Origin of the sequence: Bacillus horti (assembly GCF_030813115.1) — a bacterium.
Lineage (GTDB): Bacteria > Bacillota > Bacilli > Caldalkalibacillales > JCM-10596 > Bacillus_CH > Bacillus_CH horti.
In genome coordinates this window covers 51,609-69,266 of sequence record NZ_JAUSTY010000024.1, presented here as the reverse complement: position 1 = coordinate 69,266, position 17,658 = coordinate 51,609, and the positions used below count along the sequence as shown (strand labels likewise).

At 40.8% G+C, this 17,658-nt stretch carries 16 protein-coding genes; 7 read left to right on the top strand and 9 right to left on the bottom strand.

Annotated elements, in window-relative coordinates:
• From ltrA to J2S11_RS20115, 4 genes are all read right to left on the bottom strand, one after another.
• Window positions 1-929, bottom strand: a 929-nt coding sequence (gene ltrA / locus J2S11_RS20130; protein ID WP_307397686.1) for a group II intron reverse transcriptase/maturase, incomplete at its 3' end; no start/stop codon positions are given.
• Between the two features lie 587 nt (window positions 930-1,516).
• Window positions 1,517-2,785, bottom strand: coding sequence for a hemolysin family protein (locus tag J2S11_RS20125; protein WP_307397685.1), 1,269 nt, complete (start codon window positions 2,783-2,785; stop codon window positions 1,517-1,519).
• A 161-nt stretch (window positions 2,786-2,946) separates the two neighbouring features.
• On the bottom strand, window positions 2,947-3,144 hold the full coding sequence (locus tag J2S11_RS20120) for a hypothetical protein (RefSeq protein ID WP_307397684.1): 198 nt from the start codon (window positions 3,142-3,144) through the stop codon (window positions 2,947-2,949).
• Between the two features lie 138 nt (window positions 3,145-3,282).
• Window positions 3,283-3,834, bottom strand: coding sequence for a phosphatidylglycerophosphatase A family protein (locus tag J2S11_RS20115; protein ID WP_307397682.1), 552 nt, complete (start codon window positions 3,832-3,834; stop codon window positions 3,283-3,285).
• Window positions 3,835-4,046: 212 nt separating this feature from the next.
• Here J2S11_RS20115 and J2S11_RS20110 point away from each other — a divergent pair, with 212 nt between their 5' ends.
• From J2S11_RS20110 to J2S11_RS20100, 3 genes are all read left to right on the top strand, one after another.
• Window positions 4,047-4,775 carry an alpha/beta hydrolase gene (locus J2S11_RS20110; protein ID WP_307397680.1) on the top strand — a complete coding sequence of 243 codons (729 nt, stop codon included), beginning with the start codon at window positions 4,047-4,049 and terminating at the stop codon, window positions 4,773-4,775.
• Between the two features lie 65 nt (window positions 4,776-4,840).
• On the top strand, window positions 4,841-5,359 hold the full coding sequence (locus J2S11_RS20105; RefSeq protein ID WP_307397678.1) for a 2'-5' RNA ligase family protein: 519 nt from the start codon (window positions 4,841-4,843) through the stop codon (window positions 5,357-5,359).
• A 30-nt stretch (window positions 5,360-5,389) separates the two neighbouring features.
• Entirely contained in the window at window positions 5,390-5,830 is a 441-nt protein-coding gene (locus J2S11_RS20100) for a GNAT family N-acetyltransferase (protein ID WP_307397676.1), read from the top strand.
• A gap of 1 nt (window position 5,831) precedes the next feature.
• On the opposite strand, the gene J2S11_RS20095 is transcribed toward J2S11_RS20100, so the two are convergent.
• The 4 genes from J2S11_RS20095 to fabI form a co-directional block, all read right to left on the bottom strand.
• On the bottom strand, window positions 5,832-6,686 hold the full coding sequence (locus tag J2S11_RS20095; protein WP_307397674.1) for a PHP domain-containing protein: 855 nt from the start codon (window positions 6,684-6,686) through the stop codon (window positions 5,832-5,834).
• Window positions 6,673-7,659 carry a glycerophosphodiester phosphodiesterase family protein gene (locus J2S11_RS20090; protein WP_307397671.1) on the bottom strand — a complete coding sequence of 329 codons (987 nt, stop codon included), beginning with the start codon at window positions 7,657-7,659 and terminating at the stop codon, window positions 6,673-6,675. The genes J2S11_RS20095 and J2S11_RS20090 overlap by 14 nt, the downstream gene beginning before the upstream one ends.
• An 85-nt stretch (window positions 7,660-7,744) precedes the next feature.
• Entirely contained in the window at window positions 7,745-7,945 is a 201-nt protein-coding gene (locus J2S11_RS20085) for a hypothetical protein (protein WP_307397669.1), read from the bottom strand.
• Between the two features lie 71 nt (window positions 7,946-8,016).
• Window positions 8,017-8,793 carry an enoyl-ACP reductase FabI gene (fabI, locus tag J2S11_RS20080; RefSeq protein ID WP_307397668.1) on the bottom strand — a complete coding sequence of 259 codons (777 nt, stop codon included), beginning with the start codon at window positions 8,791-8,793 and terminating at the stop codon, window positions 8,017-8,019.
• 287 nt (window positions 8,794-9,080) lie between these two features.
• On the opposite strand from fabI, the gene rodA reads away from it, so the two are divergent.
• A complete protein-coding gene (gene rodA, locus J2S11_RS20075; protein WP_307397666.1) occupies window positions 9,081-10,229 on the top strand; it encodes a rod shape-determining protein RodA in 1,149 nt (382 codons plus the stop codon).
• 10 nt (window positions 10,230-10,239) lie between these two features.
• Window positions 10,240-10,974, top strand: a complete 735-nt coding sequence (gene prpE / locus J2S11_RS20070; protein ID WP_307397688.1) for a bis(5'-nucleosyl)-tetraphosphatase PrpE — start codon at window positions 10,240-10,242, stop codon at window positions 10,972-10,974.
• A gap of 3 nt (window positions 10,975-10,977) precedes the next feature.
• On the opposite strand, the gene J2S11_RS20065 is transcribed toward prpE, so the two are convergent.
• Window positions 10,978-12,381, bottom strand: coding sequence for a sodium/glutamate symporter (locus J2S11_RS20065; RefSeq protein ID WP_307397664.1), 1,404 nt, complete (start codon window positions 12,379-12,381; stop codon window positions 10,978-10,980).
• 200 nt (window positions 12,382-12,581) lie between these two features.
• On the opposite strand from J2S11_RS20065, the gene J2S11_RS20060 reads away from it, so the two are divergent.
• A complete protein-coding gene (locus J2S11_RS20060; protein WP_307397662.1) occupies window positions 12,582-14,135 on the top strand; it encodes an alanine/glycine:cation symporter family protein in 1,554 nt (517 codons plus the stop codon).
• A 180-nt stretch (window positions 14,136-14,315) separates the two neighbouring features.
• Window positions 14,316-17,627: a DEAD/DEAH box helicase gene (locus J2S11_RS20055; protein WP_307397660.1), complete on the top strand. Its 3,312-nt coding sequence runs from the start codon at window positions 14,316-14,318 to the stop codon at window positions 17,625-17,627.
• Window positions 17,628-17,658 lie beyond the last annotated feature (31 nt).

Sequence of the window (17,658 nt, the reverse complement as noted above, 5' to 3'; positions counted from 1 at the left end):
AGAAAGTCAAAGCCTTCCTTGTCGTCCCAGATATTGACCAGTTTGGATTTCTCCTTGCTTATCGTAAGGTCTAATTTACTCATAATGGATTTGATCACTTGAATACTCTCCAAAGCTTGTTGCTTGCTTTTGCAGATGATGACAAGATCATCTGCATAGCGAACAAGTTCACCAAGATGAGTGAACTGCTTCATCCAAACGGTATCCAAGTAATTGAGGTAGATGTTCGATAGAAGGGGAGAAATGACTCCCCCTTGCGGGCTTCCTACTTCGGTTTCATGGAACTGATCATCTTCCATGACTCCAGCCTCTAACCACTTCCTAATCAACTTTAGGATACGTTTATCATTGATTCGTATCTCAACCAGTTTCATGAGTTTCTCGTGGTTGATCGAGTCAAAGTACCCTTGGATGTCAAGATCGACCACCCAGTAAGCTTTCTTACTCGCTTTTCGAATCTTAGCCATCGCTTGGTGAGCGTTCTTTTTCGGTCTAAATCCAAATGAGCAGTCCTTAAAATCCGCTTCGAAGATCGGTTCAATGACCATCTTGGTCGCCATCTGCACCACTCTGTCTTTGATGGTTGGAATTCCTAAAGGACGGACTTTCCCATCCCCTTTCGGGATGAAGGTGCGAAGGACAGGTTGAGGGTGATAGGATTTATGCTTTACTTCTAGATAAACCTCATTAAGGAATTTACTTTCTCCATACTGGTGAATAATCTCCTCAATGGTTTGTCTATCTATCCCACCACTGCCTTTGTTGGCTTTTACTCTTCTCCATGCTTCTGCCAATATGTCAGGTCGGTAGACCTTATCATAGAGGGCATGAAATCTACGTGTAGGATTTTCCTTGGCACAAAGATATAAAGTTGTCCAAAGTTCTCGAGCTTTTACGTTGGTGTAGTTAGCAAGTTTACTTGCATTCACTCACTCTTACCTCCTTCCAACTTGTGAACAAAGTAGGGGTCCTTCCCTCATTAGAGTTGTGTTGTCTCTAGCTTCATCAGTACTATGACCCCCTCCGACTCCCTCTTTGCCATTCCTACTTTCACCTTTGGCTTATATAGGTCTGTTCTACTTCCCGTACGGGAAGTGCAAAGGAGGGTCTCCCCAGTTCCGTTACCTACTTTCCTAGCATGTCGTTCCCCTTACCCCGAGGGATTCTTCGGTGCTGCCTTTCCAAGATCTTCACACCTTCCATGGCTTTCGCCTAAATGATCTAGACTCAGCTTCCCTTTGTCCTCTAACGAGGTTTCTTTTGACGAGGCGGCAGGATTCACTTTATGTTACAACCTGCTAGGTTGCTCGCATCCCTAACGGGATTACTTTGTCACAGGGCTTCAACCTTAGGATTACTCCACCAGTTGCCTGTCAGCTACTAAGCGACTTGGTTCTTACTTAGATCGGACTTGCACCGACTAGCAATTAACGGCTTGCTGGGCACGCATCATACAAAAAAAAGCCAGCCCTAGGGCTGGCTCATTTTATATATGGTGAGAATTTCGCTTACTCTTTCAAGCTGATTGAACAGCCTGCTCTTTGATTTCAACAATCACTTTCTCAATACGACGCTTTCCGATTTCTTCTATATAAAAGCTGAGATGCTCGTGATCTAGCCTTTCACCTTTGACAGGCAGGTAGCCTAAGGTATTCGTAATCCAGCCACTCAACGTATGTGTAGCCGTCTCCGGTAGCTCAAAGCTCACGAACTCAGCAAAATCCTCCAAGGACATTCTCCCGTCTAGACGTACCTTATTCTCCGATAGCTGCTCAATCAGAAGCTCTCCCTCATCATGCTCATCCCAAATTTCACCTACAATTTCCTCAACAATATCTTCCATAGAAACAATTCCAGCCGTTCCACCGTACTCATCTAAAGCAATCGCTAGATGAACCTTCGATAGCTGGAGCTCCTTCAATAGGTTAGAAATCTTTGCTGTTGAGATAACGAACACAGGCTTGCGAATGATCTCTGTCAGCTTAAAGGACTTTCTTTGCACATATTTGTGGAAAAAGTCTCGATACGAAATAATCCCGACCACATTATCAATAGAGTCCACATAGACAGGTAAACGTGAAAATTTTTCGTGGATAAAAAGCTCTTTGACCTCCTCAATCGGCGCGTCCATAGACACGGCAACAACCTCTGTTCTAGGGGTGAGGATATCCTTGACGATAATATCGTCAAATTCAATAGCGTTATGCAGTAATTCCTTTTCCTGAGTGAGAAACGTCCCTTCCTCTTCCCCAATCTCCACCAGTGCCTTCACGTCTTCATCTGTGACGGTAGGCTGCTTTTGTGTATTGCCGAACAATTTGTTAATGCCAAGCTTAAACTTAACAAATAGCCATGTAATTGGATAAAAGAGCTTGATGACTGCTGTCAATGAGGCTGATATGGCAAGCAGGTATTTTTCTGCATTCCTTTTGATTAATGACTTAGGAATGATCTCAGCAAAAACAAGCACAATCCCTGTTATGAGCAGGATCGTAAAGAAAAGTGTCGTGCTCGTACTTCCGAACAAATCCATAGCTAGCTTTGTAGCGATGGCTGCCATGGCAATATTTACAATATTTCTTCCAATCAAAATTGTTGAAATACTTTGTTCGAATGTATTGGCCATAGCTAAGGAACGAATAGCTTTGACGTTATTCTCATCCGCCTGACTTTTCAAACGTGCTTTGTTTACACCGGTAATGGCTGTCTCAGATGCTGAAAAAAAACCTGAAAATACTAGAAGTGCCCCTAACAAAATCATCGAATCATAGGGTATACTGTCCAAAATCTCATCACTCTCCCAAAAAGTTATTACTAAAAATATACCGTACTTTATGCCCGTTTTTCAACAAAAATGCCTAAAAAAGTCCTCCTGGAACCATAAAATTATGATAGTACAAAAAAAGCCTGCAAACAGAATACGTTCGCAGGAAACCTCATTTGGAATTATTGTATACGATCTAAATCATTGAACAAGACATTCCAGCTAAAGCGTACTCCATACTTTCCGCTTTTGACCTGAAACACTTCCACATCTGTAGGCGCATCGTGGTCCCGAATCCACCAGTCCTGTTCAATGCGTACACGCAAACAGTTAGCTTGAAATTTAGAATCGTACAATTTAGCCCAATAAATCCAGTTCATGCTCCTAGCTCCTTAAGACTATACTTTACGTTATCATTGCTTAATGTTTTACCGATCATGTAGGATGATAGATTAAACCCGTATGATTCCATATAAGTGTATCCAAAGCAAATAAATTTATCCCCCACTCAAGGGCATTTATCCAGCTTGATCCTGATTCTGCTGGCTTTCCTCAGCTGCTTCCTCTAAATCTCTTATTCTGTGGGCTAATCGACTAGACGCACTAGCAGCAATACTGCACACAATATCATCTAGGAATGTATGCACCTGTGACCCTATCTTTGTATCTAGCTTCTGTACGACTCCAATTTTCTGTTTATCCAAATGACCGAATGTAGTCACAGCAATGCTTCCATAACCGAACACAGATCCAAGAGCTAGAGTTTCATCACAGCCAAACAATCCTTCATCCGTTTCTATAATACTCTGTAGAGGTTCAGATAAAAGCTTTTTCTCAGCCAAAACATCTAATTCAATGCCCACTAAAATAGCATGCTGAATTTCTCTTTTCTCTAGAACAGCCTCCACTGATTCAATACAGGTCTTAAGCTCTAAATTAGGAGAATAAGGGGCTTGCATCTCATACACAATCTCTGCTATATCCGCAATTTCAACACCTCGTTCAAGCAGCTTATGAACCGCCGCTTGGTGCACAATCTTGCTGTGCACAGGCTTAGAATTTTGTTGCATAATGGTTCCCTCCTTGAACCTCTCCTAACACTTCATGTCCCTGTTGGCTCATGACCTAGGTTAGAAGAGAGAATACTCTATTTTAACATATCGTATAAAAAAAGCCGATGGTGGACAATTCCTATCTGATAACATATGTTTAATCATAGCTTAAGAACAAGCATATGTGATAAAATATGACTACTGCATACTTTTTTAAAAGGATGAAGCTTATGCCAAAAAGAAAAGGACAGATGATTGAACGTACCCTATACAGCTCTTTTTTGCAGGAGGATGTCTCACTGATGATCTATCTGCCTGAGCATTATTCTCCATTATATTCATATCCTACAGTCTATCTACAGGATGGATATGATTATTTTTCATTAGGAAAAATGGCTACTCAATTAGATCACTTAATTGCTGAGGGGAAGATAGAACGCTGCATTGCTGTTGGCGTTCCTGTCTCAGATTCAAAGAAACGCTTTGACCGATACAGCCCAAAAGGCTCTAGGCATCAGGCCTACATACGCTTCTTTGGAGAAGAGCTCGTTTCCTTCATTGATCATGAGCTGGCTACTCAGCCGATTAGTGGAGCTCGTGCTGTTATGGGAGATAGTCTTGGTGGTGGAGCTTCGCTAGCTATCGCGATGGCTTACCCGCATACGTTTCATTACGCTGTTTCTCAGTCTGGTGCTTTTTTTGATGACTTAGATAAAAGGATAGAAGCGTATACTCATTCACCTGCTTTATTATCTATCTATTTAAGCATTGGTTTACAGGAAACTGAAGTCAGCACATCACGTGGCAACATGGATCTACTTCGATTAAACCACGAAGCAAAAGAGCGCTTAGAGCAGCATGGTTTTCCCGTTTATTTCCGCGAGTTTGAGGGGGACCATACATGGACCTATTGGTCAGAGGATCTCCTACATGCTTTGACACATATTTGGGGAAAATAGAGACATATCATATAGGCAATTCACCTTTGTTTTGGTATACTTACATAATTAAAGGAGGGATTATCATGAGGTTAGGTATTGTTATCTTTCCAGGACAGGACTTACAAGAGCGAGCAAATTCTTACCGCAAAAGATATGATCCACATTATAAGCTGATTTCACCACATCTTACGTTAAAGGAAGCGTTTGATGCTGAGTCAAATCAAGTAGGAGCTATTGTGGAGCATTTAAAAACTATAGCAGATCAAACATCAGCGTTCGATTTATTTATTAACAAGGTCAGCCATTTTCAGCCGACCAATAACGTGATTTACTTTGCTGTGCAGGAAAGCTCGGAGCTTTTAGACCTATATACAAATCTCCAGTCTAGCGAGCTTTTACAGCATGAGAAACCCTATGCCTTTGTCCCACATATTACAATTGGGCAGAAAATGATGGATGATGAGCTTAAAGATGTATACGCTAGACTTCGCACAGAAAAAATGGAATACACGGTTCCCGTTCAACAGTTTCATCTTGTGGAGCAACAGGAAGACAAAAAGTGGAGCATCTATCAATCCTTTGCCTTAAAACAAAATCATTAAAGACAAAACTAATACATGCAGGTGAATGGTATGACCATCTATCAGGTTCAGCACGTCAAAACAGAGCAGCAGCTAAAGGATGCCTTTTATGCTCGTAACAAAGTGTTTGTTGAAGAACAGCAGGTTCCAGCTGAGCTAGAGATTGATGAGCACGAGGATCATTCAGAGCATTTTGTGATCTATGATTCCAAGCAAGCTCCCGTTGGAGCAGGAAGATTACGTCCTATCTCAGAAACAGACGCTAAGGTGGAAAGAATTTGTGTCCTTTCTGAGCTTCGTGGACAGGGAATTGGCTTGCTAATGATGCAGGAGCTTGAAAAAGTAGCATTAGAGCGTGGCATTCACACACTCTATCTACATGCTCAGGATCATGCAGAGGCTTTTTATCAGAAATTAGGCTATGCTACAGTATCTGAACCATTTGAGGAAGCAGGTATTGTTCACGTCAAAATGAAAAAAAACATCAAGTGAGCTACTGTGACTCACTTGATGTTTTTTTATTACGTCTAGCTTTCAGCTGCTCTAAGACAGCTTCTCCTACTGGCTGTGACCCAAGCTCTCCATGATAGACACTTCCATTGCGCACACCATGATAATCTGAGCCACCCGTTGCAATAAGATTGTGCTTAGTTACTAGTTTTTCATACTTCTCTACCTCTTGCTCCGAATGATCGGGATGATAGACCTCAATACCCTGTAGCCCTGCCTCTACAAAGTCTTCTATTTCATCATCTTTATCATATAGACCTGGATGGGCTAGTACAGGCACACCACCGAAGCGTAAAATAAGCTCGATTCCCTCCTTAGGGGGGATGCGCCATGGATTGACGTACGCCTTCCCCTCTCGCCCTAAATAAACCTCAAAGGCTTCCTCCATTGAGCTCACTTTTCCTAAATCCACTAGAACTTCAGCAATGTGGGGTCTGCCGACATTACCACCTGGCTTCGTCTGTTTGCTCTGCACCTGCTCTATGGTAATTTCAATTCCTAGCTCCTTTAGCCTATCCACCATCATTTGGTTTCTTTGGTTTCTAACCTGCCTGAGCTTAGTGAGCTCATCAAGAAAGTCTTCGTTAAGATAGTCCACAAAATAACCTAAGATATGAATATCCTGACCATCTAAAAGAGTACTAATTTCAATCCCTGGAACAACTTCAACTCCCAATCGTGCTCCAGCCTCTAACGCCTCTGCAACCCCACTTACTGTATCGTGGTCTGTTATGGCAATCGCCTGTAGGCCTCTTTCTTTAGCTAAAGCTACGTTGTCCTGAGAGCTATTCGTCCCATCTGAAGCTGTACTATGTGTGTGTAAGTCAATCCTCTTCATGATTAATCCCCATTTCATTCATCACTCGAATTAATAAGTCAGGTCGATCTGTTATGATTCCATCTGCCCCTCTTCGCAATAGATCTCTGATGGTATCTTCATCATTAACAACAGAATAAAGCATCTTCATATTCAGTCTGTGTGCACCATCAATAATTCTACTATCCTTCATATTAAAAATACCTGTATCCACTGAGGCTTGAAACACATCACTATTTGGACGATACAACCGATTTAAGAACAACTTATGCAGCATATTAAACCTTGTGGTTTCCTGCCTAGATGCGGTAAGAACAACCTGTCCCTGTGCATATGTATTAAAGGTCTCTAGCAATGCGTTTGTCTCCCCACCAACGATCACTTTCTTTTGCATCTGATGAGCTTCAATGCTTTCCCATAACAGCCCAGGTAAATCATACACTTGCTCCCCCTCTGCAGGTGCCGGAGGGTCCTTCATCTCAATCACAAAGTGCATATCCCCTAGCTTTTCAAACACCTCATCAACGGTTGGGATCCGTACACCGTGGCCACGGTATTCATAGTTTCCCCGAATTCCAGGAAACCTATGTGCGGCATCAAACTGCTTTAGCTCAGCCAAAGTCATTTCCGCCACCTTTCCTTCACCGTTTGTTGTTCGATCAACCGTGTCATCATGGATGACAACCAGTTCCCCATCCTGTGACAGACGAACGTCAAATTGAATAGCGTCTACATTCAGCGCGTTAGCTCTTTCAAAAGCTACAAGTGTATTTTCTGGTGCCAGACTTAATCCTCCTCGATTAGCAATAACCATAGGATGATTGACCCCTGAAAAATACGAATGATTAGGTCTTTCTGGAACCACAATTAAGAATAAGGCTATATAAGCAACAGCAATTGTTATTAAGAAGATAATGAATCGTTTTAAAGTAAACCATTTTTTCTTTCTTTTTCTAGGAAACCCCGTTACAACACTGCGATTTCGAATCGTCATTTCTTCTCTGCTCCCTTTTTCCCTACAATTCCAAAAGCCCCTATTTTAACATAGAGGCTTTACTACTACTAGTATACAACAAGATCTAGATATATTGATCAAAATTTAATCCAAGTCCTGTTTGTTTTTTTAAATCTTCTGGTTGTCTTAGCTGCTGCTCCCATCTTTTCGGCTCAATCCTTTTGTAGGGAATAGGTTCGACCGGCTTGATGGCAACGCGAGAAGTAGGAATCGTTCTAAAGGTCTGCAGATACGTATCTGGAACATAAGGTGGGTAATAGCCCATCCAAACACCTCCATAACTATCAACTTCTTCTTTACCTATTATATTCCCCGACTCAGCTAAGATGAAACCTATTAGTTACCTAATATATTGAATCCAGCATCGACATGTAAGATTTCTCCCGTGATACCGCGAGAAAGGTGACTACATAGGAATAAAGCCGTATCACCAACCTCCTCCTGTGTAATTGTTCTACGAAGAGGCGCTTTTTCTTCGATCGTTTTCAAAATACTGTTAAAGCCTTTAATTCCTTTCGCCGCAAGCGTACGAATAGGGCCAGCCGAAATGGCATTCACACGGATATTGTCCTTGCCGAGATCATTCGCTAAATATTTGACACTCGCATCAAGAGCAGCTTTCGCCACACCCATCACATTATAGTTAGAGACTACTCGTTCTCCACCTAGATAGGTTAAGGTAACTATACTTCCCCCCTCTGACATGATCTCACGCGCTGCATTAGCTACAGCCACAAGGGAATAAACACTAATATCGTGAGCTAGCTGGAAGCCACCACGAGAAGTTGTGACAAACTCCCCTTCTAATTCTTCTGTTTTTGCGAATGCTATACAGTGAGCAATTCCATGAATAACTCCTACTTCATCCTTAATTTTGCTGAAGGTCGACTGAATGTCCTCATCCTTTGTTACATCACATGGTAAGAGAATTGAATCATTACGGTCTAACGTGTCGGCTAGCTCCTGTACGTTTTTTTCAAGGCGTTCTCCTTGATAGGTAAAAATCAATTTGGCCCCTGCCCCATGTAGAGATCTAGCAATGGCCCACGCGATACTTCGTTTATTAGCAACACCCATAATAACAAAAGATTTTCCGGCTAAAAGCTGATTCATTCAAAACCCTCCCCAAATTTAAGATGATGATAAAAATGATAAAAGTTGATACTTATACATAGTCTTAATACTAGGTCATAAACTTAATTGATTTTTATTATATCTTAATTCGAGAGATGTGACTAGCCTACACTTCTATTTTGTATTATCATTTAGTATAGGTCTGTTCTGATTGAAAGCAATATTTCCCCAGCAAAATGAATACTCTATTTAAGGATAAGCAGATTACCTTTTTTAGATAAATTAATCGAATAGATATTTTTCTCAGTAAAGGAAATGACACATTTATGGAAAATGAAAAACCGTTATATCAAAAGTTAGATTATGGCTTGATTACAATAGTTCTAATGTTAGCAGGATTTAGCTTAATTGCTATCTATAAAGCAACGGCTGGTACTGGCTCAAGTGACTTTACTAAACAGATCGTTTGGTACGCTGTAAGCTTCGTTATCGCAGGAGGAACTTTACTTGTTGATTATCGTAAATTAAAACAGCTTGCCATTCCTTTTTATATAGTAGGCATGTTGTTATTGGTCTATGTTGCTATCTTTGGAGTGGAAAGAAAGGGAGCACAGCGTTGGATCGACTTTGGTAACTTTGCGTTTCAACCCTCTGAAGTGATGAAGGTATTTCTCATTATTTTCTTAGCCTATCTGCTAGTAAAAGCACAAGAGAAATATGAAAAAAGTCTACGTGGTGATCTAATCATAACCGGACAATTAGCGATTGCTTCCATCGTCCCTTTCTTCTTTATCTTTCGCCAGCCTGACTTAGGAACAGCGCTTGTTTTAATTGGTATAGTAGCGGTTATGCTATTAGTGGCAGGAATCTCTTGGAGAATTCTCTTTACCTTAACAGCTGGTGCTATTACTTTTATAATAGGATTGATCTTCTTGTATTTCCTAAACTTTGATTTATTTAGCAAAATTATTAGAGATCATCAGTTAGAACGTATCTATGGCTGGCTGGATCCTGAAGGAAACATTCAGAACTTCGGCTATCAATTAATTATGAGCTTAAATTCGATCGGTTCAGGGCAGTTAATTGGTAAGGAGTTTGAAACAATTACCGTCCCAACCCAGCATAGCTGGATTCCAGAGGTGCACACTGATTTTATCTTCGCCGTTATTGGGGAAGAATTCGGTTTTATCGGCTCAAGCATTCTTATCTCTCTATTTTTTATTCTCATTTATCGTTTGGTACAGATTGCCCTAACGTGTAATGATCCTTTTGGCTCTTATCTCGTCGCCGGAATCGCAGGAGCTCTTGTGTTTCAAATTTTCCAAAACATTGGGATGACGATTGGTTTGTTGCCTATTACAGGGTTAGCGCTACCTTTCATCAGCTACGGAGGAAGTGCTTTAATGACCAATATGCTCGCCATAGGGATCGTGTTAAATGTTTCGATGCGCACAAAGGAATATATGTTTGATTAAAACTGGAGGAATTATGTACGACATAATTGGAGATGTACACGGCTGCTATGCTGAATGTATAGAGCTATTAGACAAGCTTGGGTATGTGGAAGAAGATTCTTTATACCTCCACCCTGAGGGAAGGCTATTTATTCTTGTAGGCGATATTACAGATAGAGGGCCTAATTCTGTAGCCATGATAGATTTTGTAGTAAAGCATGTTAGAGCTAAAAAAGCGTTGTATGTCCCTGGGAACCATTGTAACAAGCTGTATCGTTTTCTGCTTGGCAGGGATGTACAAATTACTCATGGATTAGAAACTACTGTGGCTGAGTTATCTAAGCTTCCACGTGACACAAAAAAACAGGTGCAGCAGGACTTTATCAAACTTTATGAGAGTGCTCCTTGGTATCTAACTTTAGATGATGGGCAGCTTATTGTAGCACACGCCGGGATTCGAAAAGACTACATTGGAGAGCAGCATAAAGGTGTTAAATTCTTTTGCTTATACGGTGATGTAACAGGAGAAAAGGATGAAACTGGCTTTCCAATTCGCAAGGATTGGGCACAGGAGTATGATGGAGATAGCTGGATTATCTATGGTCACACCCCTGTTAGGCAGCCTCGTATGATCAACAAAACCGTTAATATAGATACTGGCTGTGTTTTTGGAGGACATCTCACTGGACTAAGGTATCCTGAATTCACCTTTGAAAAGGTACCCTCTTCCCTGCCTTCGATTGACGAAAAGTTTAGATTAGATTGATGTCTATTCCTTCTTTTTCCCGAAATATAAAAGTCCTAGTAACAACCACCCAAATAGCAACATGGTGGTAAGGATAAGAATGGGGATAGGACCAAACTGGAAAATAAGAGGTAATGAAAAGGCAGTGAATAAGCCTCCGCCAAGAATAGGCTCAAACATCAGCTGTTTGTATCCAAACCCTTCCGTAGCAGGGGTTTTTTCTTTTGGATCGGTGACCTTAAGTAATAATAGACCTGTAGCCGTCATTCCTAACGATTGACCTAAATCTCCCATCCCCTTTTCAAACCAATAGGAAGGGATCATTCGTGGGGCAAGCAGGAAGAACACAAGTACATTCCAGACAATACCCACAACCGCTAGAAGAATAAAAGGAATAATATTATCTCCAATCACGGATAAAGACAGGGTTGCCATAGCACTAACAATTAAAATATCTAATGAAAACCCTTGAACTCGTAAAATAAGGTTACGGTCAATAAAGTGATTTTTATCAAATTTATTTAAGAGAACTTGTAGAGCAACACTTGCTAACATAGCGAAGGTAAACAACGGAACATAGGTCATAAAATCCGATCCAAAAAGCCAATTTTCTAATAAGACCAGCCCCTCAAGCAATAAAAATCCACCTAAAATTGACACTCCTATCGCCCCGAAATGGATAGTGAGGGTTTCAATCGCTTCACCCCGAGTGACAATTTTACCTGCTGACTCTCTTTCGTCTTCAGGGATAATCCCTCTTAATTCTGTTTTTGTCAGCTCACTTGGACTACGTAAATGCTCCGCTTTATTCTTTCGCACTCCCCAATTAATAATAGCGATGCAAATAATAACTCCACTAATCATACTTACCGTCGCTAATCCAAGAGCCATATCAGCACCCTCGGCAAAATCTACCTGTTCAAACGTATTTGCCAGACCTGCTGCCGTTCCGTGTCCTCCTTCAAATGAAATCTCAATTAATGCTCCCGCAACAGGGGGCAAGCCAAAAAATGGCCCTAAAACTAGTAACGCTAACAGGATCCCTAACGTATACTGTCCCCACGCCATCATTTGTCCAAATGTAATCTGCGGTCCAGCGATAGACCACATTTTTTTAGGACTAGGTATTTTTTTGCCTAAAAACAAACAAGTAAAAATCACACTGATAAGCAGCTCAGGAAGCAATTCCCACGTATCTAGCATAAATTCAGGAAATAGACCTTCTGCTAAGCGGCTCCCTTCCCCTCCCATAGCTTGTATAATTCTTCCGAATACCTCTGGTCCAAGTAATAGTAGTAATAAGCCAGTAATAATAGAAGTAGGTAGGAATAAACGTTGAAAAAGAGGCGTCACAATACGTATCCACATACCAAGCAGTAAAAAGACTCCTAGGATTAATAAGCTTGCTCCCATAGCTTCAGCGGACATAAATAAAGATCTCCTCCTTTAGGACTGTTTGATAACAAACTTCCCTCCCTCAGGAGGAGATAAACTATCATTTATCCTTTAGGACCTCATACATACAGAATTCAATATATTTTTTCGAATATTTATAATATATGTTTTTCAATACTTCTGTTTGGTATATAATTATGAATATTTAACTAATTTTGAAATGGAGGGCATTTATGACAGGAATATTAGAATGGCTTGAAAGTAGTGTGGCATGGTTGTTCGAATGGCTTGATAGTAGCGTGGCATGGTTAGACGGTATTATTTGGAGTAACGCTTTAATTATTTTATGTCTAGGAGCTGGGCTTTTATTTTCTATTCTAACTCGTTTTTCTCAGGTCAGACATTTAAAGGAAATGGTAAAGCTCATGTTTGCCGGGAAGAGCTCAAAGGAAGGGATCTCTTCCTTTCAGGCTTTATCTCTAGCTCTGTCCGGGAGAGTAGGAACAGGTAATATCGCAGGGGTAGCTACGGCGATTGCTTATGGTGGACCAGGGGCTGTGTTCTGGATGTGGATTATCGCTTTTTTAGGAGCAGGATCTGCTTTTGTCGAATCTACCTTATCTCAAATATATAAGACTAAATTAGATGGGCAGTATCGTGGGGGACCAGCCTTTTACATTGAAAAAGGCTTAAATATAAAATGGTACGCCATTTTATTCGCCATTGTGACAGTTATCGCAACGGGCCTACTCCTTCCTGGTGTACAGGCAAACAGTATTGGCTCAAGCATGGAGGAAGCGTTTAATATCACACCGCTATGGACTGGACTTATCCTTATTTTCATTCTTGGAATCATTATCCTTGGTGGAATAAAACGGATTGCAAACACTGCTATGGTTGTCGTGCCTTTTATGGCCGTTGCTTATATCCTCATTGCTCTTGTTATTGTTGGCATTAATTACGCCCAGATACCGGAGGTTTTTATGCTTATCATTAACAGTGCTTTTGGAGTCGATGCAACCTTTGGGGGAATCCTAGGGTCCGCTATTGCTTGGGGAGTGAGAAGAGGAATCTATTCCAATGAGGCGGGACAAGGAACTGCTCCTCACGCCTCTGCAGCTGCTAGGGTCACACATCCAGTTAAACAAGGACTGGTTCAATCCTTTTCGGTATATATAGATACACTTTTTATCTGTTCCGCTACCGCTTTTATGATTTTAATAACAGGCATGTATAATGTGACACCCGATGGGCAAGAAGCGCTTGTAATGAACGCTGGTGCAGTGGAGGCTGGACCTGCCTACACTCAGCAAGCCGTTGAATCAGCTTTACCTGGATTCGGCGCTCCATTTGTAGCTATAGCTCTACTCTTTTTTGCATTCACTACAATCATGGCCTATTACTATATGGCTGAAACTAATTTAGCCTATATTATGTCAAAGAAACGTAAGAAATGGTTAGAGTTTGTGTTAAAGATAGGAATTTTAGCAGCGGTACTATATGGCTGTATTCGGGAAGCTGACCTAGCTTGGGCTCTTGGTGATATTGGAGTTGGCAGCATGGCTTGGTTAAACCTAATCGCCATCCTCTTGCTGATGAAACCCGCCCTTAAAGCGCTACGTGACTATGAGCAACAGAAGAGAGCAGGTTTAGATCCTATTTTTAACCCAGAAAAGCTTGGAATCAAAAATGCAACCTTTTGGACAACAGACTTTATGGAGGATGAAAAGGAAGCCATTTTGGTAGCTGAGAAGAAAGCTAGTTCAAATGATATTTCTTCATACTGAAATTTCCTTGGCGGCCTTACGGTCGCCTTTACTCATTCCAGCTCCTCCTCATTAAACCGAACAGGTGGTGGCGCTATACTGGGGATGAAAAATACTTAGCAAGGCATTCAGAAAACATTATGATAGAATTAGAATATCGACATTTACTCATTTTCTTTAGATTTACATGGAGGTAATCTTGTGTACTTAACATTAGCAGAAATAAAAGAAATGTTTACTAGTACAATCTACAAACGCGGGCTCGGCTACTACGATGAAGGCCGTGTCAGAGATATAGCTCATGATTCAGTAAGAAATATATGGACTGCGAAAGTAAAAGGATCAAAATCATATACTGTAACGATTGAAGCGGATGACTTTGGCGTATCTTCAGAGTGCAATTGCCCTGCCTATGATCAATACTATAATGATTGTAAACATATTGCCGCTGTCCTGATCCACATTTATCAAAGTACTCAGAAAAAAACTCAGTTATCTCATGCATCTCAAAATAACCAAGACCTATTTAGTTGGAAGCAAAGTAAGCAGGATCTTTGGCTGTTGAGACAGCAGGAGCTAGAAAGACAGAAGGAGGAAAGACAAGCCATCCATGCCAAGCAATTGACTAATCAATTTATTCAAGCCTTTTCTAGTTTTCCGCTACGGGGGGCTAATCAGAAGAATGAGAGCACCAGGACCCCATTAATGGTGGAATGGATCGTCCAGATCAATAAGCCATACTACACTTCAAAGCAAATTATTACTTTGGAAATGAAGGTAGGGGAAAAACGCACCTATGTTGTGAAGAAAATAAAAGAATTCCTTGATGCCATCAGATTACAAGCACAGTACGCTTTTACCAAAAGCTTCACCTATGATCCGACGGAACAGCAGTTTACGGAGGAGGACCAAGAGATTATTAATCTTTTGCTAGATGCGGTTAAATACGAGGAGGTCTACCAGGAACTCCAAGATAGGTTTAATCGAGGCTACGGTTCAACAGCTGAGCGAATTCTTTTTATTCCTCCGATGGTTACCGATACTCTACTTGCAAGGTTTAAGGACAGAACGATTCACTTTGAGATGGATGGACAAGCCTATACACATATTAACATTTATCAAACAGATCTCCCTTTTACACTTCGCTTAGAAAAGGGAAAAGCTGATAATTATCAACTAGATTTAACAGAGCTACATGCTCTTAAATACTTGGATTTATATGGGTATATTATCACAGAGAATCGCTTTTACAAGGTATCTGATGAACAGCATCTGCTCATAAAGGAACTGAAGAAAATAGTCAATCAGTCAAGCAACCCCTTGATGCCCATTGATATGATCCAAATTGAACCGTTTATCTCTCAAGTCGTACCGAGGATTGCAAAGATTGGTAAATTGGAGATTGCTGAAAACGTATCAAACAATGTCGCCAAATTTCCTCTTCAAGCAAGACTTTATATTGATCGTATTGATCATCTTCTCCACGTAACCTTGGCCTTTTATTATGGTGAAAATAAGCTGGATCCATTTGACCCCGTTCTCGGTAAAGACGGTCCGATTTTGATGAGGGACTCAGAGCAGGAACAGGCTGTCATGCATGTGATCGAAGCTACATCATTAAGATATAATGGGAAAGTTTTATACCTGGAAGGAGAAGAAAAGATTTTTGAGTTTTTATATGTTTTCCTTCCACAGCTAGAAGACAAAGTGGAAATACACTTGACGAGTGCCGTAAAACAATTGATTTTACCAAATTGGAGCACACCTACTACAAAAGTTGATATTGACTCAACGGGCAACTGGCTTGAGGTAAGCTTTGAAATGGAAGGGATTGAGCAGGAAGATATCAGACAAATATTGCTATCTATAGTTGAAAAGAAGAAATACTATCGACTTCCAAATGGCGCATTTGTAGCGTTGGGATCTGAAGAGTTTCATACCATTCAAGGCATGTTTCAAGACTTAAAGATCAAACCATCACAGCTGCATCAGGAAACCATTCAGCTTCCAGTACATAGAGGAATGCAGCTTGATGAACTGATTGATAGAGAAAAAAGAAATACAAAATATGGAAAGAAGTTTCGTCAGCTGATAAGTCGTTTGAAAAACCCTGAGGAGTTGGAATTCAACATTCCTGAAATACTTCAGGCGGAGCTTAGAGATTATCAGATCCATGGCTTCCAATGGTTTAAGGTGCTAAAACAGTATCGACTTGGAGGCATCCTGGCAGACGATATGGGGCTAGGGAAAACCTTGCAAAGTATTGCCTTTATATTATCTGAAAAAAGTGAGCACAAGGATACTAAGCCAGCTTTAATTGTTGCTCCTGCATCGCTAGTGTATAACTGGAAAAATGAATTCCAAAAGTTTGCACCATCATTAACGACGCAGGTGATGATTGGCAAGCCGCAGGAACGAGTGGAACGATTGCAAAATAATGTCGTTCCAGATGTTTGGATAACTTCGTATCCAACATTAAGACAGGATATAGATTACTATAAAGAGCAGGGATTCAGCACACTGATCATAGATGAAGCGCAAACAATAAAAAATCATACAACAAAAACAGCCAAGGTAGTCAGAGAGATTACATCAGAGACTCGCTTTGCACTTAGCGGGACACCGATAGAAAATTCAATTGATGAGCTGTGGTCCATTTTTCAAACAATCATGCCGGACTTCTTTCCTAATCAGAAGGATTTTCGTCAACTTGAGTCTGAAAAGGTATCAAGGATGATTCGCCCATTTTTATTACGCAGAGTAAAGAAGGATGTCTTAAAGGAATTGCCTGATAAAATTGAAACAGTTACCTATTCCGAGCTAACGGATCAACAAAAAAAATTGTATATAACTTATTTGGATAGAATCCGCAAGGAATCACAGGAGGCACTTCAAGGGGAAGGCTTTCAGAAAAGCCGCATGAAAATCTTGGCTGGCTTGACGAGACTCCGTCAATTGTGCTGCCATCCTTCACTGTTTATAGAAGATTTTAAGGGTGATTCAGGAAAGCTACAGCAGTTAATGGAGATTGTACAAAATGCAGTAGAAAATGGGAAACGCATGTTAGTTTTTTCACAATTCACGAGTATGCTCACAATTATTAAAGAACAATTAGCACACTCCGGTATGAAATTTTTCTATTTGGATGGTCAAACCGCACCAAAAGAGCGAGTTAAGCTGGTTGACAGCTTTAATCAAGGGGATGCTGATATTTTTCTTATTTCTCTAAAGGCAGGGAATACAGGACTCAACTTGACAGGGGCAGATACCGTGATCCTGTATGACCTGTGGTGGAATCCAGCAGTTGAGGAGCAAGCTGCAGGAAGAGCTCACCGTATGGGTCAAAAAAATGTTGTGCAGGTTATCAGATTGGTTACCCATGGTACCATTGAGGAAAAAATCTATGAGCTACAGCAAAACAAGAAAGAATTGATAGAAACAGTCCTTCAATCAGGGGACCAAGCCATCTCATCAATAACTGAACAGGAGATTAGGGAGATATTAAATATTTAGCACCTGATAAGTTCGTTTTCATTTGGATCAG

Coding starts and splice junctions, on each gene's coding strand:
- J2S11_RS20120 (WP_307397684.1), bottom strand. CDS start 3,144: ATGAACTGGATTTATTGGGCTAAATTGTACGATTCTAAATTTCAAGCT.
- J2S11_RS20115 (WP_307397682.1), bottom strand. CDS start 3,834: ATGCAACAAAATTCTAAGCCTGTGCACAGCAAGATTGTGCACCAAGCG.
- J2S11_RS20110 (WP_307397680.1), top strand. CDS start 4,047: ATGCCAAAAAGAAAAGGACAGATGATTGAACGTACCCTATACAGCTCT.
- J2S11_RS20105 (WP_307397678.1), top strand. CDS start 4,841: ATGAGGTTAGGTATTGTTATCTTTCCAGGACAGGACTTACAAGAGCGA.
- J2S11_RS20100 (WP_307397676.1), top strand. CDS start 5,390: ATGACCATCTATCAGGTTCAGCACGTCAAAACAGAGCAGCAGCTAAAG.
- J2S11_RS20095 (WP_307397674.1), bottom strand. CDS start 6,686: ATGAAGAGGATTGACTTACACACACATAGTACAGCTTCAGATGGGACG.
- J2S11_RS20090 (WP_307397671.1), bottom strand. CDS start 7,659: ATGACGATTCGAAATCGCAGTGTTGTAACGGGGTTTCCTAGAAAAAGA.
- J2S11_RS20085 (WP_307397669.1), bottom strand. CDS start 7,945: ATGGGCTATTACCCACCTTATGTTCCAGATACGTATCTGCAGACCTTT.
- fabI (WP_307397668.1), bottom strand. CDS start 8,793: ATGAATCAGCTTTTAGCCGGAAAATCTTTTGTTATTATGGGTGTTGCT.
- rodA (WP_307397666.1), top strand. CDS start 9,081: ATGGAAAATGAAAAACCGTTATATCAAAAGTTAGATTATGGCTTGATT.
- J2S11_RS20065 (WP_307397664.1), bottom strand. CDS start 12,381: ATGTCCGCTGAAGCTATGGGAGCAAGCTTATTAATCCTAGGAGTCTTT.
- J2S11_RS20060 (WP_307397662.1), top strand. CDS start 12,582: ATGACAGGAATATTAGAATGGCTTGAAAGTAGTGTGGCATGGTTGTTC.